At 59.8% G+C, this 21,748-nt stretch carries 20 protein-coding genes; 14 read left to right on the forward strand and 6 right to left on the reverse strand.

Annotated features, from left to right (window positions below; genetic code table 11):
- Positions 1-12 precede the first annotated feature (12 nt).
- Positions 13-918 carry an acetylglutamate kinase gene (gene argB / locus F8N44_RS01385; protein WP_007954443.1) on the forward strand — a complete coding sequence of 302 codons (906 nt, stop codon included), beginning with the start codon at positions 13-15 and terminating at the stop codon, positions 916-918.
- A gap of 168 nt (positions 919-1,086) precedes the next feature.
- Here argB and pyrE read toward each other — a convergent pair whose 3' ends face one another.
- On the reverse strand, positions 1,087-1,731 hold the full coding sequence (gene pyrE, locus F8N44_RS01390; RefSeq protein WP_042608114.1) for an orotate phosphoribosyltransferase: 645 nt from the start codon (positions 1,729-1,731) through the stop codon (positions 1,087-1,089).
- An 82-nt stretch (positions 1,732-1,813) separates the two neighbouring features.
- Here pyrE and F8N44_RS01395 point away from each other — a divergent pair, with 82 nt between their 5' ends.
- A complete protein-coding gene (locus F8N44_RS01395) occupies positions 1,814-2,593 on the forward strand; it encodes an exodeoxyribonuclease III (RefSeq protein WP_007920349.1) in 780 nt (259 codons plus the stop codon).
- A gap of 79 nt (positions 2,594-2,672) precedes the next feature.
- On the opposite strand, the gene gltS is transcribed toward F8N44_RS01395, so the two are convergent.
- From gltS to rph, 3 genes are all read right to left on the reverse strand, one after another.
- Positions 2,673-3,881, reverse strand: coding sequence for a sodium/glutamate symporter (gene gltS / locus F8N44_RS01400; RefSeq protein WP_150649026.1), 1,209 nt, complete (start codon positions 3,879-3,881; stop codon positions 2,673-2,675).
- 363 nt (positions 3,882-4,244) lie between these two features.
- Complete coding sequence (locus F8N44_RS01405) at positions 4,245-4,613, reverse strand: DUF4870 domain-containing protein (protein ID WP_007920344.1); 369 nt, start codon at positions 4,611-4,613, stop codon at positions 4,245-4,247.
- Between the two features lie 28 nt (positions 4,614-4,641).
- The gene (gene rph, locus F8N44_RS01410; RefSeq protein ID WP_016985814.1) at positions 4,642-5,364 is read right to left on the reverse strand and encodes a ribonuclease PH; all 723 of its coding nucleotides are present in this window, start codon (positions 5,362-5,364) and stop codon (positions 4,642-4,644) included.
- A 270-nt stretch (positions 5,365-5,634) separates the two neighbouring features.
- On the opposite strand from rph, the gene F8N44_RS01415 reads away from it, so the two are divergent.
- The 6 genes from F8N44_RS01415 to F8N44_RS01440 all read left to right on the forward strand — a co-directional run bounded on the left by F8N44_RS01415 (position 5,635) and on the right by F8N44_RS01440 (position 10,939).
- Entirely contained in the window at positions 5,635-6,498 is an 864-nt protein-coding gene (locus F8N44_RS01415; RefSeq protein ID WP_150649027.1) for a YicC/YloC family endoribonuclease, read from the forward strand.
- Between the two features lie 12 nt (positions 6,499-6,510).
- Entirely contained in the window at positions 6,511-7,131 is a 621-nt protein-coding gene (gene gmk / locus F8N44_RS01420) for a guanylate kinase (protein WP_150649028.1), read from the forward strand.
- Positions 7,132-7,299: 168 nt separating this feature from the next.
- Positions 7,300-7,563: a DNA-directed RNA polymerase subunit omega gene (gene rpoZ, locus F8N44_RS01425; RefSeq protein WP_150649029.1), complete on the forward strand. Its 264-nt coding sequence runs from the start codon at positions 7,300-7,302 to the stop codon at positions 7,561-7,563.
- Positions 7,564-7,620: 57 nt separating this feature from the next.
- Positions 7,621-9,726, forward strand: a complete 2,106-nt coding sequence (spoT, locus tag F8N44_RS01430; protein WP_007920338.1) for a bifunctional GTP diphosphokinase/guanosine-3',5'-bis pyrophosphate 3'-pyrophosphohydrolase — start codon at positions 7,621-7,623, stop codon at positions 9,724-9,726.
- Between the two features lie 24 nt (positions 9,727-9,750).
- On the forward strand, positions 9,751-10,131 hold the full coding sequence (locus tag F8N44_RS01435; RefSeq protein WP_003229509.1) for a RidA family protein: 381 nt from the start codon (positions 9,751-9,753) through the stop codon (positions 10,129-10,131).
- 67 nt (positions 10,132-10,198) lie between these two features.
- Positions 10,199-10,939, forward strand: a complete 741-nt coding sequence (locus F8N44_RS01440; protein WP_150649030.1) for a hypothetical protein — start codon at positions 10,199-10,201, stop codon at positions 10,937-10,939.
- Between the two features lie 139 nt (positions 10,940-11,078).
- Here F8N44_RS01440 and F8N44_RS01445 read toward each other — a convergent pair whose 3' ends face one another.
- Positions 11,079-11,936, reverse strand: a complete 858-nt coding sequence (locus F8N44_RS01445; protein WP_150649031.1) for an SDR family oxidoreductase — start codon at positions 11,934-11,936, stop codon at positions 11,079-11,081.
- A 188-nt stretch (positions 11,937-12,124) separates the two neighbouring features.
- On the opposite strand from F8N44_RS01445, the gene exbB reads away from it, so the two are divergent.
- From exbB to F8N44_RS01475, 6 genes are all read left to right on the forward strand, one after another.
- Positions 12,125-13,078: a tonB-system energizer ExbB gene (gene exbB, locus F8N44_RS01450; RefSeq protein WP_150649032.1), complete on the forward strand. Its 954-nt coding sequence runs from the start codon at positions 12,125-12,127 to the stop codon at positions 13,076-13,078.
- Positions 13,079-13,084: 6 nt separating this feature from the next.
- Complete coding sequence (gene exbD, locus F8N44_RS01455; protein WP_007920333.1) at positions 13,085-13,513, forward strand: TonB system transport protein ExbD; 429 nt, start codon at positions 13,085-13,087, stop codon at positions 13,511-13,513.
- Positions 13,510-14,256, forward strand: coding sequence for a TonB family protein (locus F8N44_RS01460; RefSeq protein WP_150649033.1), 747 nt, complete (start codon positions 13,510-13,512; stop codon positions 14,254-14,256). Before exbD ends, F8N44_RS01460 begins: the two co-directional genes overlap by 4 nt.
- 277 nt (positions 14,257-14,533) lie before the next feature.
- The gene (locus F8N44_RS01465) at positions 14,534-15,463 is read left to right on the forward strand and encodes a hydrogen peroxide-inducible genes activator (protein WP_007920331.1); all 930 of its coding nucleotides are present in this window, start codon (positions 14,534-14,536) and stop codon (positions 15,461-15,463) included.
- 9 nt (positions 15,464-15,472) lie between these two features.
- Positions 15,473-17,548: an ATP-dependent DNA helicase RecG gene (recG, locus tag F8N44_RS01470; protein ID WP_150649034.1), complete on the forward strand. Its 2,076-nt coding sequence runs from the start codon at positions 15,473-15,475 to the stop codon at positions 17,546-17,548.
- Positions 17,549-17,627: 79 nt separating this feature from the next.
- A complete protein-coding gene (locus tag F8N44_RS01475) occupies positions 17,628-19,028 on the forward strand; it encodes an aminoacyl-tRNA deacylase and HDOD domain-containing protein (protein ID WP_150649035.1) in 1,401 nt (466 codons plus the stop codon).
- A 64-nt stretch (positions 19,029-19,092) separates the two neighbouring features.
- Here the strand turns inward: F8N44_RS01475 and F8N44_RS01480 are convergent, their stop codons facing one another.
- Complete coding sequence (locus F8N44_RS01480) at positions 19,093-21,705, reverse strand: hypothetical protein (RefSeq protein ID WP_150649036.1); 2,613 nt, start codon at positions 21,703-21,705, stop codon at positions 19,093-19,095.
- Positions 21,706-21,748 lie beyond the last annotated feature (43 nt).

A 21,748-nucleotide genomic window follows, 5' to 3' on the forward strand; every position in this document is an offset into this window, starting at 1 on the left:
CCGGAGCCCTGAATGACCCTCGAACGCGATGCCGCCGCCAACACTGCCAAGGTCCTGTCCGAAGCGCTGCCTTACATCCGACGCTATGTCGGCAAGACCCTGGTGATCAAATACGGCGGCAACGCGATGGAAAGCGAGGAGCTGAAAACCGGCTTCGCCCGCGACATCGTGCTGATGAAAGCTGTGGGCATCAACCCGGTGGTCGTGCACGGCGGCGGCCCGCAGATCGGTGATCTGCTCAAGCGCCTGTCGATCGAAAGCCACTTCGTCGATGGCATGCGCGTCACTGACGCGGCGACCATGGACGTGGTGGAAATGGTCCTCGGCGGTCAGGTCAACAAAAGCATCGTCAACCTGATCAACCGCCACGGCGGCAGCGCCATCGGCCTGACCGGTAAAGACGCCGGGCTGATTCGTGCGAAGAAGCTCACCGTCACCCGCCAGACGCCGGAGATGACCCAGCCAGAGATCATCGACATCGGTCACGTCGGCGAAGTGGTCGGGATCAACACCGAGCTGCTTAATCTGCTGGTCAAAGGCAATTTCATCCCGGTGATTGCGCCGATCGGCGTCGGTGAGAACGGCGAGTCCTACAACATCAACGCCGATCTGGTCGCCGGTAAAGTCGCCGAGGCGCTGAAAGCCGAGAAGCTGATGCTGCTGACCAACATCGCCGGCCTGATGGACAAGTCGGGCACTGTGTTGACCGGCCTGAGCACCCAGCAAGTCGACGACCTGATCGCCGACGGCACGATCTACGGCGGCATGCTGCCGAAAATCCGTTGCGCGCTGGAAGCAGTTCAGGGCGGCGTGGGCAGCTCGCTGATCATCGACGGTCGCGTGCCAAACGCGATCCTGCTGGAAATCTTCACCGACACCGGTGTGGGCACGCTGATCAGCAATCGCAAGCGTCCTTAAGCTTTAGCGCAAACATAAAGACCCCGCTCAGCCTGGCTGAGCGGGGTCTTTTTTTGCACCGCATTCCCTGCGGGAGCGAGCCTGCTCGCGAAAGCGGTCTCTGCATCACATCAATGTTGAATGTGAAGGCCTCTTCGCGAGCAGGCTCGCTCCCACAGTGCTCTGCGGTTAAACGCCGAACTGCGCGCGATAGGCTTCCACGGCTGGCAGGTGTTGCTTGAGCTGCGGATCATCGGCAAGGAATTCCAGCACCTGATTCAGCGAAACGATGCTGATCACCGGGATACCGAAGTCACGCTCGACTTCCTGGATCGCCGACAACTCACCGTTGCCACGCTCCTGACGGTTCAGCGCGATCAGCACGCCGGCAGCCTTGGCGCCATCCTGCGAAGCAATGATCTGCATCACTTCACGGATTGCGGTGCCAGCAGTGATCACGTCGTCGATGATCAGTACTTCGCCGGTCAGCGGGGCACCAACGAGGCTGCCGCCTTCACCGTGGGCCTTGGCTTCCTTGCGGTTGAAGCACCATGGCAGGTCACGGTCGTGATGCTCGGCCAGCGCGACGGCAGTGGTTGCCGCCAGCGGGATGCCTTTGTAGGCCGGGCCAAACAGAACGTCGAAGGGAATACCGCTTTCAGCGATGGCTGCCGCGTAGAAACGCCCCAGCTGCGCCAGGGCCGAACCCGAGTTGAACAGGCCGGCGTTGAAGAAGTAAGGACTGGTGCGCCCGGACTTCAGGGTGAACTCACCGAAGCGCAAAACGCCGCGATCGATGGCAAAACGAATGAAATCGCGCTGATACGCTTGCATGAAAAAAACCCCAAATACCACGGATTTAGCTAATTAGCTTGACGCCGTGTATCATACACGCACGCGATTTTTGGGGCCATTTATGCGGATCATCAGTGTGAACGTCAATGGTATTCAGGCTGCAGTCGAGCGTGGTTTGCTCAGTTGGCTGCAAGCACAGAATGCCGACGTCATCTGCCTGCAGGACACCCGTGCCTCCGCCTTTGAACTGGATGACCCAGCCTTCCAACTGGATGGCTACTTCCTTTATGCCTGCGATGCTGAAGTCCCTGCCCAAGGCGGCGTGGCTTTGTACTCGCGGTTGCAACCGAAGGCTGTCATCAGCGGTCTCGGTTTCGAGACGGCCGACCGCTACGGGCGCTACCTGCAAGCAGATTTCGACAAAGTCAGTATTGCCACCTTGCTGCTTCCTTCGGGGATGAACGGCGATGAGGACTTGAACCAGAAGTTCAAGCTCATGGACGACTTCGGCAAGTACCTGGACAAACAGCGGCGTAAACGTCGCGAGTACATTTATTGTGGCTCGCTGTACGTGGCGCAGCAGAAGCTCGACATCAAGAACTGGCGCGACAGCCAGCAATCCCCGGGCTTCCTGGCGCCAGAACGCGCCTGGATGGACGAGATTGTCGGCAACATGGGCTATGTCGATGCCCTGCGCGAAGTCAGCCGTGAAGGCGACCAGTACAGCTGGTGGCCGGATAACGAACAGGCCGAGATGCTCAATCTGGGCTGGCGTTTCGATTACCAGATCCTGACCCCGGGCCTGCGGCGCTTCGTGCGCAGCGCACGTCTGCCACGTCAGCCAAGGTTCTCGCAACATGCGCCGCTGATTGTCGACTACGACTGGACGCTGACCATCTAAGCGTCTTTTCGAAATTAAAAAATGCCCGTATCGCAAGATACGGGCATTTTTTGTGCCTGCGCTCGAGGCGGAATCGAACTCAGACGGCGGCGAAGAACGGCAACATCAAGTACAGCTTGATCACGACGACATTGATAATGTCGATGAAGAACGCTCCGACCATCGGTACCACCAGAAATGCGATCTGCGAGGGGCCGTAGCGCTGCGTCACGGCCTGCATGTTGGCAATGGCAGTCGGCGTGGCACCCAGACCAAAACCGCAATGCCCCGCAGCCAGCACGGCGGCATCGTAGTTGCGGCCCATCACCCGGAACGTTACGAAAATCGCGAACAGCGCCATGACCAGTGCCTGCACCGCCAGAATGATGAAGATCGGTAACGCCAGTGCGGCCAGATCCCACAACTTGAGCGACATCAGGGCGATCGCCAGAAACAGCGAAAGGCTGACATTGCCCAGCACCGAGACTTCACGCTCAAACACCTGATACAAGCCCAACGCGGAAAGACCGTTGCGCAGCACCACGCCTACAAACAGGACACACACGAACGTCGGCAACTCGAATGCAGTCCCTTGCAGCAGGCCATTCAACAGATTGCCCGCCAGCAGGCTGACTGCAATCAGCGCCAGAGTTTCGACGAACGAAAATGGCGTGATCGAGCGCTCCTTGTTCGGCTGCTCAAAACCTTTTGGCAATCGTGGCGCATCCAGTTGCTGGCCGCTGGGCACCTTCACTCGCTTGATGAGCAAACGCGCGACCGGTCCGCCGATCAGACCACCCAGTACCAGACCAAACGTCGCAGAGGCCATCGCCAGTTCGGACGCAGAGGCCAGACCATACTTCTCACTGAATACGGTGCCCCACGCAGCACCGGTGCCGTGACCGCCCGCCAGAGTGATCGACCCGGTCAGCAGCCCCATCAATGGATCGAGCCCAAGCATTTTTGCCAGCCCGATCCCCATCGCATTCTGCACCACCAATAGCCCCGTGACCGCCAGGAGAAATATCCCCACTATCCGGCCACCTTTCTTCAAGCTGGCAAAGTCTGCGCTCAGACCAATGGTGGCAAAAAAGGCCAGCATCAAAGGTGTCTGCAGAGAAGTATCGAAACGAATTTCAATATCGAACGTTCGCAGCAGCAATAAAACCAAGGCAACTACCAAGCCACCTGCGACAGGCTCAGGGATATTGTAACTTCGCATGAAACCAACACGCGTTACGAGCCCGCGCCCTAATAGAAGCACTAAGGAAGCGGCCACAAGTGTTCCGTAAAAATCGAGCTGAATCATTGGGATTATTCTTGGCTATATATTCAGAGACGCGCTTTTTACCTGCACCCGCCTCATGAACCGGCTGATTGTCTCAACACTGATTACTGTGGAATTCAAGAGCCTTCGATGGCTTGAATATATCTTAATATTTCACAAGAAATATTAGCCCGGCAACTTTAACAATCGCCATCTGTGATTCCAAGGATATGAACCAGAACCAGGGCACTACAGTTGTGACCAAAAGTGTAATCACGCCACTGATATAAAATGTTACTTGCCACTCATCGCAACAAGATTATTCCTACATACCGAAGAGATTACTTAGTTGCGCAATTAAAAATGCCCTGACATGTCAGGGCATTTTTTAACTTGGCGAGCTTTTTATTTGATCAACCGCCAGGTAAACGGATATCGGTACGGGAAGCCTTCATTAGCCTTCACCCCCGCAATGATTGTCAAAACCAGTGCGCCGATCGCCAGTATTCCCAGCAGAAAGAACCCGATGATCAACACCATCAGCAGGAAGCAGATCAACGAGGCGATGGCGACGGTGATCTGAAAATTCAACGCCTCCTTGCCCTGCGCATCGATGAACGGATCTGTCTCGCGCTTCATCTGCCAGAGGATCAACGGTCCGATCAGATTGCCGAACGGAATCCAGATCCCCAGCAAGGCGGACAAGTGACAAAACATTGCCCATTGGCGAACCTCCTGGCTCGGTTTGGGCAGCAACTCTTGCTCGTCACTCATCGTGTCCTCCTTGCGGTTATGCACCTGCTCAGTCGGCCAGTGCAGCCTTTTGCAGTTCGAAGATTTCGTTCATGCCCTGCTTGGCCAGCTCCAGCATGGCGTTCAAGTCTTCCGGCTGGAACGGCGCGCCTTCAGCGGTGCCCTGTACTTCGATGAAACCACCGGTGCTGGTCATCACTACGTTGAGGTCAGTCTCGGCAGCGGAATCTTCAAGATAGTCCAGATCCAGCACAGCCTCGCCTTGATACATGCCGACCGATACGGCACCGATCATTTGCTTGAGCGGATCACCGCCCTTCAGGCCGCCACGCTTCTTGATCACTTTCAGCGCATCAACCAAGGCAACCATGGCGCCGGTGATCGAAGCCGTACGAGTACCACCGTCGGCCTGGATCACGTCGCAGTCAACATACAGGGTCACGTCGCCCAGTTTGGACATGTCCAGCGCGGCGCGCAGGGAACGGCCGATCAGACGCTGGATTTCAAGGGTGCGGCCGCCCTGTTTGCCACGGCTCGCTTCCCGCTGGTTACGCTCGCCAGTGGCGCGCGGCAGCATGCCGTACTCGGCGGTCAGCCAACCCTGGCCCTGGCCCTTGAGGAAGCGCGGCACGCCGTTTTCGACGCTGACGGTGCAGATGACTTTGGTATCACCGAATTCGACCAGCACCGAACCTTCGGCGTGCTTGGTGTAGTTGCGGGTAATGCGGATCGAGCGGAGCTGATCGGCAGCGCGACCACTTGGACGTTTCATAGGAGATACCTGTACTGAGGACGGAAAACTGCCGAGCATTATAGAGCGCTGCACCGCCCCTGGGCACTCGCTAAAAAATCGGGTCGACGACTGAAGCCCTTGGAACACCCATTACCGACGGGCTGCAGCCCTTTGTCACACCGTGTGTTTGGGCGCATTCGCCGCACTGCGCTACAATCCTGCGCCTTTGCTGCCAGTCGGCTTAAATTCATTGATATCGAGCCTGCGGAAAATCCCTGCGGTGCCGATCTGCATTGCGAGGTCACCGCCATGGTGCACAGCATGACCGCCTTCGCCCGCGTCGAGAAAGCCGGGGCCCAGGGCACCCTGAGCTGGGAGCTGCGCTCGGTCAACAGCCGCTACCTTGAACCGCACCTGCGTTTGCCGGAGTCGTTTCGCGACCTCGAAGGCGCGGTGCGTGAAGCGCTGCGTCAAGGTCTGTCGCGAGGCAAACTGGAATGCACCCTGCGTTTCACCGAAGAAAGCACCGGCAAACCGCTGCAAGTCGATCGCGAGCGCGCCGCGCAGTTGGTCGCTGCGGCCGAGACCGTTGCCGGCCTGATCAAGAATCCTGCCGCACTGAATCCGCTTGAGGTGCTGGCCTGGCCCGGTGTACTGGTCGGCGATGCGAGCGACCCGCAGGCACTGAATGCCGACGCACTCGCCCTGTTCAATCAAGGCTTGAAAGAGTTGAAGGCCGGCCGCGAGCGCGAAGGCGCGGAGCTGGCACGCTTGATCAACGAGCGCCTGACCTCTATCGAAGAAGACGTCGTGACCCTGCGTGAACTGGTGCCACAAATGCTCGCCACTCAGCGCCAGAAGGTCCTCGATCGCTTCACCGATATGAAGGCGGAGCTTGATCCTCAGCGCCTCGAACAGGAAATGGTCATGCTCGCGCAAAAGAGCGACGTGGCCGAAGAACTGGATCGCCTGAGCACCCACATCATCGAAGTGCGCCGGGTGCTCAAGTCCGGCGGTGCGGCCGGACGCCGTCTCGACTTCCTGATGCAGGAACTCAACCGCGAAGCCAACACACTGGGCTCCAAGGCCTTCGATCCGCGCAGCACCCAGGCCGCCGTCAACCTCAAAGTGTTGATCGAGCAGATGCGCGAACAAGTGCAGAATATTGAGTAAGGCAACCCCGACATGACCCACAACACCGGCACCCTGTACATCATTTCCGCACCATCGGGCGCGGGCAAGAGCAGCCTGGTCAAGGCCTTGACCGACGCCATACCGGAAATTCGCGTTTCGGTTTCCCACACCACCCGCGCCATGCGCCCGGGCGAAGTGGACGGCGTGAACTATCACTTCGTGACACGCGAAGAGTTCGTGAAAATGGGCGAGCACGGCGACTTCCTCGAACGCGCCGAAGTCTTCGGCAACTTCTACGGCACCTCGCAAAGCCGCCTCCAGCAAACGCTGGACGAAGGTCACGACCTGATTCTGGAAATCGACTGGCAAGGCGCCGAGCAAGTGCGCAAGCTGATGCCACAAGCACGCTCGATCTTCATCCTGCCGCCGTCGCTTCAGGCCCTGCACCAGCGCCTGACCAACCGCGGCCAGGACAGCGACGAGATCATTGACGGGCGGATGCGCGAAGCGGTCAGCGAGATGAGTCACTATGTCGAGTACGACTACCTGATCATCAACGACGATTTTGCACACGCACTGGACGATCTGAAGGCGATTTTCCGCGCCAATCAACTCCAACAGAAACGCCAGCAGGTACGTTTCGGCAAATTGCTGGCTGAGTTGCTGGGTTAAAACAGCACTTCCCAAAACAGCTGCAAGCGCTTTACATTGGTGCTTGCAGCGCGTTGAAGGGCTTGGTCAAAAAATCAGCGCTTCCCTAATCGCTGGTGATTTTTTAAACTGTTTAGTCCGCTCGCCCAACCGGGCAGCGCGCATATTGCATTCGCTCCGAGGAATACCATGGCCCGCGTAACCGTTGAAGACTGCCTAGAACACGTGGAAAACCGCTTTGAGCTGGTCATGCTCTCTACCAAGCGTGCCCGTCAACTGGCCACCGGCGGCAAAGAGCCACTGGTCCAGTGGGAAAACGACAAGCCGACTGTTGTCGCCCTGCGTGAAATCGCTGAAGGCCTGATGAGCTACCAGTTCATCGCCGAGCAGGAAATTGTCCATGAAGACCCGGTCTTCGCTGCGTTCGAGGACGAGTCCAACGAGGCCGTCTAAGCCTATGCCTGGTCGACGTAGCACGGCGCGGGATCACAGCTTACGGCAGGAATCATCATGCCGAGCATAGACGCCCTCGCCGATCGCTTATCGACCTACCTCGGCAACGACCAGGTCAACCTGGTCCGCCGAGCGTATTTCTATGCCGAACAAGCCCATGACGGTCAACGCCGTCGCAGTGGCGAGGCGTATGTCACGCATCCTCTTGCCGTGGCCAATATTCTTGCCGACATGCACATGGACCATCAGAGCCTGATGGCTGCGATGCTGCATGACGTGATCGAAGACACCGGTATCGCCAAGGAAGCGCTGCAAGCGCAGTTCGGTGAAACCGTGGCCGAACTGGTCGACGGGGTCAGCAAACTGACCCAGATGAATTTCGAGACCAAGGCCGAAGCCCAAGCCGAAAACTTCCAGAAAATGGCCATGGCCATGGCGCGCGACATTCGCGTGATCCTGGTCAAACTCGCTGACCGCCTGCACAACATGCGCACGCTGGAAGTGCTGTCCGGCGAAAAGCGCCGGCGCATCGCCAAGGAAACCCTCGAAATTTACGCGCCCATCGCCAACCGGCTGGGCATGCATGCGATCCGTATCGAATTCGAAGACCTCGGCTTCAAGGCCATGCACCCGATGCGCTCCGCGCGGATCTACCAGGCGGTCAAGCGCGCTCGGGGCAACCGCAAGGAAATCGTCAACAAGATCGAAGAATCCCTCGGTCATTGCCTCGCGATCGACGGCATCCAGGGCGAAGTCAGCGGTCGTCAGAAACACCTCTACGGCATCTACAAGAAAATGCGCGGCAAGCGTCGGGCCTTCAACGAGATCATGGACGTCTATGCGTTCCGGATAATCGTCGACAAGGTCGATACCTGCTACCGCGTGCTAGGCGCTGTGCATAATTTGTACAAACCGCTGCCGGGGCGCTTCAAGGATTACATCGCGATTCCCAAGGCCAACGGCTATCAGTCGCTGCACACCACGCTGTTCGGCATGCACGGCGTACCGATCGAGATCCAGATCCGTACCCGCGAAATGGAAGAGATGGCCAACAACGGCATCGCCGCCCATTGGCTGTACAAATCCAGCGGTGACGAGCAGCCGAAAGGCACTCACGCCCGCGCCCGTCAGTGGGTCAAAGGCGTGCTGGAAATGCAGCAACGTGCCGGCAACTCGCTGGAATTCATCGAAAGCGTGAAGATCGACCTGTTCCCGGACGAGGTCTACGTCTTCACCCCGAAAGGCCGGATCATGGAGCTGCCGAAAGGCTCCACGGCGGTGGATTTTGCCTACGCGGTGCACACCGACGTCGGCAACAGCTGCATTGCCTGCCGGATCAACCGCCGTCTTGCACCGCTGTCCGAACCGCTGCAAAGCGGCTCCACGGTCGAGATCGTCAGCGCACCCGGCGCTCGGCCGAATCCGGCATGGCTCAACTTTGTGGTCACCGGCAAGGCGCGCACGCATATCCGCCATGCGTTGAAACTGCAGCGTCGCTCCGAGTCCATCAGCCTCGGCGAACGCCTGCTGAACAAAGTCCTCAACGGTTTCGATAGTTCGCTGGAGAAGATCCCGGCTGAACGCGTCAAAGCAATGCTCACCGAGTACCGCCTCGAACTGATCGAAGACTTGCTCGAAGACATTGGCCTGGGTAATCGCATGGCCTACGTAGTCGCCCGCCGCCTGCTTGGCGAAGGCGAACAATTGCCAAGCCCTGAAGGTCCGCTGGCGATTCGCGGTACCGAAGGTCTGGTACTCAGCTACGCCAAGTGCTGCACGCCGATCCCGGGCGACCCGATCGTCGGGCACCTGTCGGCGGGCAAAGGCATGGTCGTGCACCTGGACAACTGCCGCAACATCAGCGAAATACGGCACAACCCGGAAAAATGCATCCAGCTCTCGTGGGCCAAGGATGTCACCGGCGAATTCAACGTCGAACTGCGCGTCGAACTGGAACACCAGCGCGGCCTGATCGCCCTGCTGGCCAGCAGCGTCAACGCCGCCGACGGCAATATCGAGAAAATCAGCATGGACGAACGCGATGGTCGCATCAGCGTGGTCCAGTTGGTGGTCAGCGTCCACGACCGTGTGCACCTGGCCCGCGTGATCAAGAAGCTGCGCGCTTTGACCGGGGTGATCCGCATCACCCGCATGCGTGCATAACTCAACCATTACAAGGAGTCATACATGACCAAGACTGTTATCACCAGCGACAAGGCCCCGGCCGCCATCGGTACTTACTCCCAGGCGATCAAGGCAGGCAACACTGTTTACATGTCGGGTCAGATCCCTCTGGACCCAAAAACCATGGAACTGGTTGAAGGCTTCGAAGCCCAGACCGTCCAGGTGTTCGAGAACCTCAAAGCCGTGGCTGAAGCCGCTGGCGGTTCGTTCAAGGACATCGTCAAACTGAACATCTTCCTCACCGACCTGAGCCACTTCGCCAAGGTCAACGAGATCATGGGCAAGTACTTCGACCAGCCATACCCGGCCCGCGCCGCCATCGGCGTGGCTGCCCTGCCAAAGGGTTCGCAGGTTGAAATGGATGCCATTCTGGTCATCGAGTGATGCGCACGGCGCGGCCTTCAAACGCCGCGCTGACTGCTGCAACAAAAGGTTTTGAAAGGATTCCACCATGCGCAAAGCGCTAGCTCTCCCGCTGCTCGCCATTTTCCTCGGCGGCTGCGCCAGCAACCCTGCAGACCGTGACATCAGCGGCACCTGGATCAACCAGGTGGCGATCGATGCCGCAGCCAAGGGCGGCCCCCTGCGCGAAGCGCTTCAGGCTTACGGCCCGAACCTTGAGTGGGACGTCAACACCAAGGCCAGTCAGGCCCGCTACACCAACGGTTTTGAGAACGTCGAAGGACGGCTGCTGGATGAAAAATCCGGTGCCTGGAAAGTCGACTTCTATGGCAGTTCCGCCAGCGAGCTGAAACGCGATGGCGGGCAACTGCAGCAAGCCGCCAGCGAGAACGAACCCGAGCAGGTGTTCGACCGCGCACAGATTCCGGTGCCGGAAGGCGCGCCGATCGGTGCCAGTTTCGAGCGTGCACTGTATTCCGCCTACATGGGCGGCAGTTGGACAATCGCCAGTGGTCAGGGCGAAGGCGGCACCGTGCAGTTCCAGGCTGATGGCCAGGTTTCCGGTTTGCCGGGGGCCGACCGTTATGCCTTGTGCCTGGCAGGTGATTGCGCGTCGATGAGCAGCACCAACGACAACATGTGGTTGCAGCTCAACGGCCAAGGCAATGCCTACATCTTTGCGCGCAAGGGCAAGGAACTGGAGATTTTCCAGGCTGTGAACACGGCACTGGCAGATGAAATGCCGCAGTACACGCCGGGCGAGCGCAAGTGGTTGCTGGAGAAGCAGTAACCCGTCTCTGAAACCGCTGAAGATCAAATGTGGGAGCGAGCCTGCTCGCGAAAGCAGTGTGTCAGTCAAAGCAATGTTGCCTGATACACCGCTTTCGCGAGCAGGCTCGCTCCCACAGTTGTTTTGCGTGGTTAGAAAGTCAGCATTTACCGTCGAGGATCGCGGCGTAGCCCTCACGGTAGCTTGGGTACGTTGGCGTCCAGCCCAACGCTTTCGCCCGGCCATTGCTGCAGCGCTTGCTACCGGTTCGGCGCACGCTCGCGTCTTCCGACCATTCGGTAACGCCCAGATACTCGCGCAACCAGCCCACTACTTCGGCCAACGGTGCCGGCGCGTCGTCGACGCCGATGTAGAAATCCTCCAGCTTCACGCCTTGCCGAGCCTTCTCCAAAAGGAACGCCAGCAATCCTGCCGCGTCGTCAGCATGAATCCGGTTGCCGTATAACGGAGGTTCGACCGCCACGCGATAACCGCGACGCACTTGAGTCAGCAGCCATTCGCGGCCCGGGCCGTAGATTCCGGTCAAACGCAGAATGCTCGCTGGAATGCCACTTTTAAGCGCGACCTGCTCAGCCTCAAGCATCAATCGTCCTGAATAACCGGCAGCGATGGTCTCTGAGTTCTCATCGACCCACTCACCCTCCTGCTGTCCATAAACACTGCTGCTGGAGACGAAGATCAGCCGCTCAGGCACCTGACCGTAATCCTCCAGCCAGCTCAGCACGTTCTGCAAACCCTGCACATAAGCCGCGCGATAACCGGCCTCATCGTGATCGGTCGCAGCGGCGCAATACACCAGATAGTCCACGGCACCCACCGGCCAGGTCGCCGGGCAGTCTTCATTGAACAGGTCACCGGCAACGCCGATCACACCGTCAGGCAGCTTCGAAACGTCACGGCGCAGGCCGTGAACTTCCCAGCCAGCCGCCAGCAATTGCTTGGCCAGACGACTGCCGACATCACCACAACCGGCGATCAAAACAGAAGGCGCGGACATCAAAAAACTCCTATCGCAAAGGCACAGACTAGCGTTGGCACAGGACGAACGGCTAGCAATGCTAGAAAAAAAGATACTCTATTACTTTTGTTAACAAGAATTACTTGCAATAATGCACGCCACTTTTGTTCTCGGCCTCACGAGGCCTGGTAGAGCATCACCGTTTTTCTATCTCAGGTCCGGCCAGCATGACACGTAATCAAATCCCCGCTTCGCCAACCAATCGACCTCGCGCCTGGAGCGCGCTGGCGGCTCTGCTGCTCAGCATGATGCTGGCGCCGACTGCCGCTTTCGCCGACGCCCAGGCACCTGCAACGCCAGCCGCCACCGAGCAAAGCGCACCAGCGGCCGCTCCGGCTGCCCCGGCCGCTACCGATCCGGTGCAAGCGGTTGACGCTGCCGACGTCCCTGAAGTTCTTGAAGCCGACAACAGCCTGGGCATGGCCCACGACCTGTCGCCGTGGGGCATGTACCAGAACGCCGACATCATCGTGAAAATCGTGATGATCGGTCTGGCCATCGCTTCCATCATCACCTGGACCATCTGGATCGCCAAAGGCTTCGAGCTGATGGGCGCCAAGCGTCGTCTGCGTGGCGAAATCGCCGCCCTGAAGAAAGCCACCACCCTGAAAGAAGCCAGCGCAACCGCCGGCAAAGAAGGCACCCTCGCCAACCTGCTGGTGCACGACGCCCTCGAAGAGATGCGCCTGTCGGTCAACAGCCGCGAGAAAGAAGGCATCAAGGAACGCGTCAGCTTCCGTCTCGAGCGCCTCGTAGCAGCCTGCGGTCGTAACATGAGCAGCGGCACCGGCGTCCTCGCCACTATCGGTTCCACCGCGCCGTTTGTCGGCCTGTTCGGTACCGTGTGGGGCATCATGAACTCCTTCATCGGCATCGCCAAAACCCAGACCACCAACCTCGCCGTTGTAGCACCGGGTATCGCTGAAGCGCTGCTGGCCACCGCACTGGGTCTGGTTGCGGCGATTCCAGCCGTGGTGATCTACAACGTGTTCGCCCGCTCCATCGCCGGTTACAAGGCGCAGGTTTCCGATGCATCGGCAGAAGTGCTGCTGCTGGTCAGCCGCGACCTCGACCACCAGCCTGAGCGCAGCTCGCAGCCGCACATGGTCAAAGTGGGGTAATCGGCCATGGGCCTGCATTTGAAAGAAGGCGCAGACGACGATCTGGCCGAGAACCACGAAATCAACGTCACGCCGTTCATCGACGTGATGCTGGTGCTGTTGATCATCTTCATGGTGGCCGCGCCATTGGCCACCGTGGACATCAAAGTCGACCTGCCTGCCTCGACCGCCAAACCGGCACCGCGGCCAGAGAAACCGGTGTTCCTCAGCGTCAAGGCTGACCAGCGCCTGTACATCGGCGACGATGAAGTGAAAGCCGAAACCCTTGGCGCCGTGCTCGACGCCAAGACCCAGGGCAAGAAAGACACCACCATCTTCTTCCAGGCCGACAAAGGCGTGGATTACGGCGACCTCATGAGCGTGATGGACAAGCTGCGCTCCGCCGGTTACCTGAAGGTTGGTCTGGTCGGACTTGAGACGGCAGCCAAGAAATGATCACGACGCGCCATAAGCTGAGGCGTTACAGCGGTAGCCTGGCCGTGGTGCTGGGCGTGCATGCGCTGGCCATCGCGTTGGCGCTGAACTGGACCGCCCGCCCGCCCATCGAATTGCCGCCGCAGGCAATGATGGTCGAACTGGCCCCGGTTCCGGCCCCGCCACCGCCTGCTCCGCCGAAAGTCGTCACACCGCCGCAGCCACCGGCTCCGGTTGAAGAGTTGCCGATTCCGAAGCTGGCCGAAGCACCGAAAGCTGAAATCGCGGTGCAGAAACCCAAGCCGAAGCCAAAGCCGAAACCGCCGAAGCCGATCGAGAAGAAGCTGCCCGATCCACCGAAGGAAAAACCTTCCGAGGAGAAACCGGCTGATACGCAACCGACTCAGGCACCGACGGAGAAATCCACCCAGCCTGCACCGGGTCCGTCGCCTGCTCAGATGGCGGCCAAGGCCAGCTGGCAAGGCACCCTGCTCGCGCATTTGGCCAAGTACAAAAAGTACCCGGCCAGTGCTCAGGCACGGGGCAAGGAAGGCTTGAACCGTCTGCGTTTTGTGGTCGATGCCGAAGGTAATGTGTTGTCGTTCGAACTGGTGGGCCGTTCCGGCAACGCCGATCTGGACCGGGCCACCCTGGAAATGATCCGCCGCGCGCAACCGCTGCCCAAGCCGCCGGCCGACATGCTCAACAACGGCTCGATCGAAATTGTTGCGCCGTTTGTTTACTCCCTCGAACGCCGCCGCTAAGCAACACCGCAATACCCTGTGGGAGCGAGCCTGCTCGCGAAGAGGTCGTGTCAGTCAGTACATGTTTGTCTGACCCACCGCTTTCGCGAGCAGGCTCGCTCCCACAGTGGTTATGTGTTGAACGTCAGATCGAAATAAAGGCACCGAAAGGTGCCTTTTGCGTATCTGCCCGCGGCAAACCGACATTGCCCGGTGTCGCATGCCTCCCTCAGTCTGATAACGTGCGTCTATCGATTGCAGCCGGTATGCTTGGCCCGCATCTTCATGGACGCTTGCTATGACCCTCACAGAATTACGCTACATCGTTACCCTCGCCCAAGAGCAGCATTTCGGCCACGCCGCCGAACGTTGCCACGTCAGCCAGCCGACCCTGTCGGTGGGCGTGAAAAAACTTGAAGACGAACTCGGTGTGCTGATTTTCGAGCGCAGCAAAAGTGCCGTGCGCCTGACCCCGGTCGGCGAAGGCATCGTCGCCCAGGCGCAGAAAGTCCTCGAGCAAGCCCAAGGCATTCGCGAACTGGCCCAGGCCGGCAAGAACCAGCTGACCGCCCCATTGAAAGTCGGCGCGATCTACACCGTCGGCCCGTACCTGTTCCCGCACCTGATTCCGCAACTGCACAGGGTCGCCCCGCAGATGCCGTTGTACATCGAAGAAAACTTCACCCACGTGCTGCGCGACAAACTGCGCAACGGCGAGCTCGACGCGATCATCATTGCCCTGCCGTTCAACGAAGCCGACGTGCTGACCCTGCCGCTGTACGACGAGCCGTTCTACGTGCTCATGCCGGCCCAGCACCCGTGGACACAGAAAGAAACCATCGACGCCGGTCTGCTCAACGACAAGAGCCTGCTGCTGCTCGGTGAAGGCCACTGCTTCCGCGATCAAGTGCTGGAAGCCTGCCCGACCCTGACCAAGGGCAACGACGGCGCCAAGCACACCACGGTCGAATCCAGCTCGCTGGAAACCATCCGCCACATGGTCGCGTCCGGTCTGGGCATCTCGATCCTGCCGTTGTCGGCGGTCGACAGCCATCACTACGCCCCCGGCGTGATCGAAGTGCGCCCACTGTCGCCGCCGGTGCCGTTCCGCACCGTGGCCATCGCCTGGCGCGCGAGTTTCCCGCGGCCGAAAGCCATCGAGATCCTCGCCGACTCCATACGCCTGTGTTCGGTGGCCAAGCCAGCGGCACCGGTTACGGCCGGTTAAGCGAGCGTCATGACGGAGCTGTCGCAAGTGTCGGTGACGGCACTCAAGGGTGTCGGCGAAGCCATGGCCGAGAAATTGGCCAAGGTCGGCCTGGAGAATCTGCAGGACGTGCTGTTCCACCTGCCGCTGCGCTATCAGGATCGCACCCGCGTGGTGCCGATCGGTGCGCTGCGACCGGGACAGGACGCCGTGGTCGAAGGCACCGTCAGCGGCGCCGACGTGGTCATGGGCCGCCGGCGCAGCCTCGTCGTGCGCTTGCAGGATGGCACCGGCGGTCTCAGTCTGCGCTTCTACCATTTCAGCAACGCGCAGAAAGAAGGCCTCAAACGCGGCACGCGGGTTCGCTGTTACGGCGAAGCCCGGCCCGGCGCGTCAGGACTGGAAATCTACCACCCGGAATACCGCGCCATTACCGGTGACGAACCGCCGCCAGTCGATGAAACCCTGACCCCGGTCTATCCGCTCACCGAAGGCCTGACCCAGGCGCGTCTGCGCCAGCTGTGTCTGCAGACGCTGACGATGCTCAAGCCAGACACCCTGCCCGACTGGCTGCCGACCGAGCTGGCGCGCGACTATCAACTGGCGCCGCTGGCCGATGCGATTCGCTACCTGCACAACCCGCCCGCCGATGCAGACGTCGATGAACTCGCCCTCGGTCATCATTGGGCCCAGCATCGCCTCGCTTTCGAAGAACTGCTGACCCATCAACTGTCGCAACAGCGTCTGCGCGAAAGCATGCGTTCGCTGCGCGCCCCGGCAATGCCGAAAGCGACCAAGCTGCCACCGAAATACCTGGCCAACCTCGGCTTCAATCCGACCGGTGCACAACAGCGCGTCGGCAATGAAATCGCCTACGACCTCAGTCAGCACGAACCGATGCTGCGCCTGATTCAAGGCGACGTGGGCGCGGGCAAAACCGTGGTCGCGGCCCTCGCCGCGTTGCAAGCGCTGGAGGCCGGTTATCAGGTCGCGCTGATGGCGCCAACCGAGATTCTCGCCGAACAACACTTCATCACCTTCAAGCGCTGGCTCGAGCCGCTCGGCATTGAAGTCGCCTGGCTGGCCGGCAAGCTCAAAGGCAAGAACCGCGTCGCCGCGCTGGAACAGATCGCCAGCGGCGCACCGATGGTGGTCGGCACTCACGCGCTGTTTCAAGACGAAGTGCAGTTCAAGAACCTCGCGCTGGTAATCATCGACGAACAGCACCGCTTCGGCGTGCAACAGCGTCTGGCGCTGCGGCAGAAAGGTGTCGGTGGGCGCATGTGTCCGCATCAACTGATCATGACCGCCACACCGATTCCGCGCACCCTTGCGATGAGCGCCTACGCCGACCTCGACACTTCGATCCTCGACGAACTGCCGCCCGGTCGAACCCCGGTCAACACCGTGCTGGTCACCGATACGCGCCGCGTCGAAGTCATCGAACGCGTGCGCAGCGCCTGCGCCGAGGGCCGTCAAGCCTATTGGGTCTGCACGCTGATCGAAGAGTCGGAAGAGCTGACCTGTCAGGCCGCCGAAACCACGTTTGAAGACCTCACCCTCGCCCTCGGCGAACTGAAAGTCGGACTGATCCACGGGCGCATGAAACCCGTCGAGAAGGCTGCCGTCATGGCCGAATTCAAGGCCGGCAACCTGCAACTGCTGGTCGCCACCACGGTGATCGAAGTCGGCGTCGACGTGCCCAATGCCAGCCTGATGATCATCGAAAACCCCGAGCGCCTCGGTCTCGCGCAACTGCACCAATTGCGCGGCCGTGTCGGCCGGGGCAGCGCCGCCAGCCATTGCGTGCTGCTCTACCATCCACCGCTGTCGCAGATCGGTCGCCAGCGCCTCGGCATCATGCGCGAGACCAACGACGGCTTCGTCATCGCCGAAAAAGACCTCGAACTGCGCGGCCCCGGGGAAATGCTCGGCACCCGCCAGACCGGTCTGCTGCAATTCAAAGTCGCCGACCTGATGCGCGACGCCGACTTGTTACCCGCCGTGCGCGACGCCGCGCAAGCCTTGCTGGAACGCTGGCCAACCCACGTCAGCCCATTACTCGATCGCTGGCTGCGTCACGGGCAGCAATACGGCCAAGTGTGAGCACCGTCGCAGTTTCTGACAGATCGTTCCGACCAAGCTGGTTATACTCCTGCCATTGTTTCAAAAACGGATACAGATCATGACCGAAGCCTCTCTCGCCCCCGAATCCCCGCACGCGCCGTCTGTCATTCGGCTGCTGCTAGGCAAGCTGGGCATAGCCTACGAAGAAGTGCTCGACCACCACGGCCTCAATGCTTCGCGCAAGGTACAAGCCGTGTTGCTGGACGACGCCGTCGGCGCGCTGATGGTGCTGTTTCCGCAGAGCCAATTGCTGGATCTCAATCGCCTCGCCGAACTGACTGGCCGGCGCCTCACCGCCGTATCCACCGAGCGTCTGGAGAAAATGCTCGGCAAACACAGTCTCAGCCTGCTGCCGGGCCTGCCAGCGCTGACCAGTTCGCCGTGCCTCTACGAAGAAAGCCTGCTGCGCGAACCGAAGTTGCTGATCAACTCCGGCGAGCCGGGCCTGCTGCTGGAAATCGCCAGCGAAGACTTCAAGACCATGCTGACCAAGGCCAGCGCCGCCAACTTCGGCGAAGCCCTGAGCAGCATCCGCCCGAACCTCGACCGCCCGGACGATGACCGCGAGGAAATCACCCAGGCCGTGCAAGCGTTCACCGCGCGGCGCATTCAGCAACGTCTGGAAGCGACCATCGAGATTCCGCCGCTGGCCGAAACCGCGCAAAAAATCATCAAACTGCGCGTCGACCCCAACGCCACCATTGACGACATCACCGGCGTCGTTGAAACGGACCCGGCGCTGGCCGCGCAAGTGGTGAGCTGGGCGGCGTCGCCGTACTACGCTTCGCCGGGCAAGATTCGTTCGGTGGAAGACGCGATCGTCCGCGTACTCGGCTTCGATCTGGTGATCAACCTCGCACTGGGCCTGGCCCTCGGCAAAACCCTGAGCCTGCCGAAGGACCACCCGCAGCACACCACGCCGTACTGGCAGCAGTCGATCTACACCGCCGCCGTCATCGAAGGCCTGACCCGCGCCATGCCACGCGCCCAGCGCCCGGAAGCCGGTCTGACGTATCTGGCCGGCCTGCTGCACAACTTCGGTTACCTGCTGCTGGCCCACGTGTTCCCGCCGCACTTCTCACTGATCTGCCGCCACCTGGAGGTCAACCCGCACCTGTGCCACAGCTACATCGAGCAACACCTGCTCGGTATCAGCCGCGAACAGATCGGCTCGTGGCTGATGCGCTACTGGGACATGCCCGATGAGCTGGCCACCGCCCTGCGCTTCCAGCACGACCCAAGCTACGACGGCGCCTACGCCGAATACCCGAACCTCGTCTGCCTGGCCGTGCGTCTGCTGCGCAGCCGCGGGATTGGCTCTGGGCCGGATGAAGATATTCCGGATGCGCTGCTTGAACGTGTGGGCCTGACTCGCGACAAAGCCAACGACGTCGTCAGCAAAGTGCTTGAGGCCGAGGTGTTATTGCGCGAACTGGCTTCGCAGTTCAGCCAGGCCTGAATGCAAAGCGGGCAAGCGAGCTCCAGTTGGAGCGACGCTGCCCGCGATGTATTCAACCTCCGGCTTAAGCCGACTTGTCCAGGTAACGGATCACCCAGCCTTTATCGTACCCAGAGTCGGTGAAATACACTCCGCCCACCACGATACGCCCATCGTCCATTACCGCCATGCCGTGGGGGTATTCGAAACCCGCGCTTTCATTGAAAACGGTAAATCCCGAACCAAAGAAAGAGGCGTCGGGAGAACCATCCGCCAGAAAGCGTGCGGTGACCGCGCTGAGATTCTCATCAAGCACCCCAGTGCCACTGCTACCGCAAACGATGACTGAACCGTCCGTACGCGGCACGCAATGCAACCATCTGACACCTTGGGAGACAGGTGACGAAATCAGTGGTTGACCACCATTGAACACCCGATTGTAGGAGCCGCTGAAATTGAGCACTGCAATCAAACCATGAGAGACGTTGTCCACCGCCGCACCGCCGGCCACAACGATTTTGTCGTCGACTATTGCCGCAACGTCCAGGCTGACCCATTCATCGTGGGGCACGTCCACCGCGCCGTTGTTTCCAAAGTCTGCGTCAACCTTGCCCGTGGCGTTGAGACGGGTAACAAAGGCGCCATGCGCACTCTTCGCGAAGTAATGGCCGCAGATCACCACGGCGCCATCCGCCTGGGTCGCGATCGCTTGCGCAACGATGTCAGAAGGCGAAATCTCTGCAAGCTCTATGAACGCAAAGCCAGTGCCGTTGAAGGTCGTATCGGGAGAACCGTTCGGATCGAACCTCAGAGCGATACCTTTTGTCCGTCCGGCAGCATCCTCAACGGTACTGACCACGACGATTTTTTCGTCCAGTTGTTGCGCGACCAGCCCTGCTGCGCCAGCCACTGCGGCACCGCTGGCAGACGCTTGCGCCACCCCGGTATATCCGCCGCCGCCCATCTTCGCGTAGGGAAGATAGAGCACACCTTGTTCCCCGAAAGACGTCTGCAGTTGCCCGTCCTCTCGCTGTCTGACCAGCACCAGGCCCGTCGAGTTATTCGCGCCCTCTTCCGTGTACTGAGCACCAACCAGCCAACCGCCATCGCTTAGCGGTGTAAACCCGAGGATCCGACTCATGTAAAAACTTTCTTTCAGCCTGATCTCGACGTAGCCGGAGTCTTCTCCACCGAAAGGTGAGTCGAGAGCACCGTCTTCAAGCAGGCGAACGATCCGTGTAGGCGCACCGGGTGTTGAAAGGCGAACGGCAACCAGCAATTTGTTTTGCGGCAGCGCCAGCAGTGCCCTGACGTCATATCCCGTGAACCCGGGGAAAGGAAATCTGAGGATGCCACCATCGCCAAAGGTCGGATCGTTATTCAAAGACGGCGTACCCGCCAGATAGCGCACGAAACGCCCAGGGACTTTGGGAAGATCAGAATGGACGGAGAGTTCAATGCACACCACGATCCGGCTGTCCCCCATGACGGCCAAACCTCGCGCGAAGGCTTCCCCTGCGCTGTCTTCAAACAACGCATGCCCCGTACCGTTGAAAGCCGTATCCGGTTTTCCATCAGCAAGAAAACGCGCCGTCACCACGGCTGACTCACCCTGCCCGACAACAACGATCGAACCACCCACCTGCGAGGTATGCGTCCACGCCAACCCTTTTAGTAACGGCGAAAACAGCGGCTTGCCATTATTGAACACAAGGTTTGCCGCGCCGCTGGTCGTGAATGCAGCGATCAACCCACCGTCGAGACCATTACGCAGGGCTTGGCCCGCGACGATAATCCTGCCATCGCCTTCACGTACCGAAATCGATTGCAGAAAATTCTCGCCTTCATCGTCGGGAATCAACAAGGCCAGGCCGTTGTTGAATCGACTGTCCAGCGCGCCATTTGTGTCCAGACGCGCCAGAAAAACTCCACGGCCTCCCGATCCGTCCTGGTATGCACCGCAGACCAGCACCTTGCCATCGGCTTGAACGGCGATACCGGAGACGTTATTCGATGTGGCGACATTCACAACCACATAGCCCGAACCGTTGAATGATCGATCGAGGGAGCCATCCGCTTGCAGACGTATCACAACGCCCACTGGCAATGGCGCATCAGCAAAAAACACGAGATGAAGCAGGACGATTTTGCCGCCCACCTTCAGGGCCGTTGACCGTAATGAAGCGTGCGCAGTCTGAGAGAACCTGCTGCTCGGATGACTGGTCTTGCGCGGCGCGCTAGCGGGGTCGGGGTTGCCATAATGGGAGATGAACCGCACGCCGTTGGTGCCGAACGTTTCGTTCAGTTCACCGGTCTTTTTCAGGCGGACCAGTACGAGGCCAACGTCATCGGAGGTAGTCGAGAAATACTGAAGGCGTATCAGCCAACCATCATCCTCGAGCGCATCGAGACCGGAGACATAGCTGATCCGAGCCCCTTCCAGCGCTATTTCAACGAAACCTCTGCGCGCCGGACCGAAGGTCTCGTCCAGCGAACCGTCGTCATTCAGCCTCGCAATGGCAACCGGGGCATTCGCTCCCGTTAAAGGTATCGCAACGAGTAATTTAGAATCGGGCAGCGCCAGGACCGCCGCCGCTTCGTCGCCCGCGATGCCGGGTATCGGTAAGGTCAGCACGCCATCCTGAGCAAATGTCGGATCGAGAGACTTGGGGGTCGAAATACTGTGTGTCTGCGTCATGAGCTTGCTCCATCAAGTCGGTGAAGTCCCTTAAGGCCGGAAC

This window comes from Pseudomonas fluorescens, from assembly GCF_902497745.1.
Classification (GTDB): domain Bacteria; phylum Pseudomonadota; class Gammaproteobacteria; order Pseudomonadales; family Pseudomonadaceae; genus Aquipseudomonas; species Aquipseudomonas fluorescens_BM.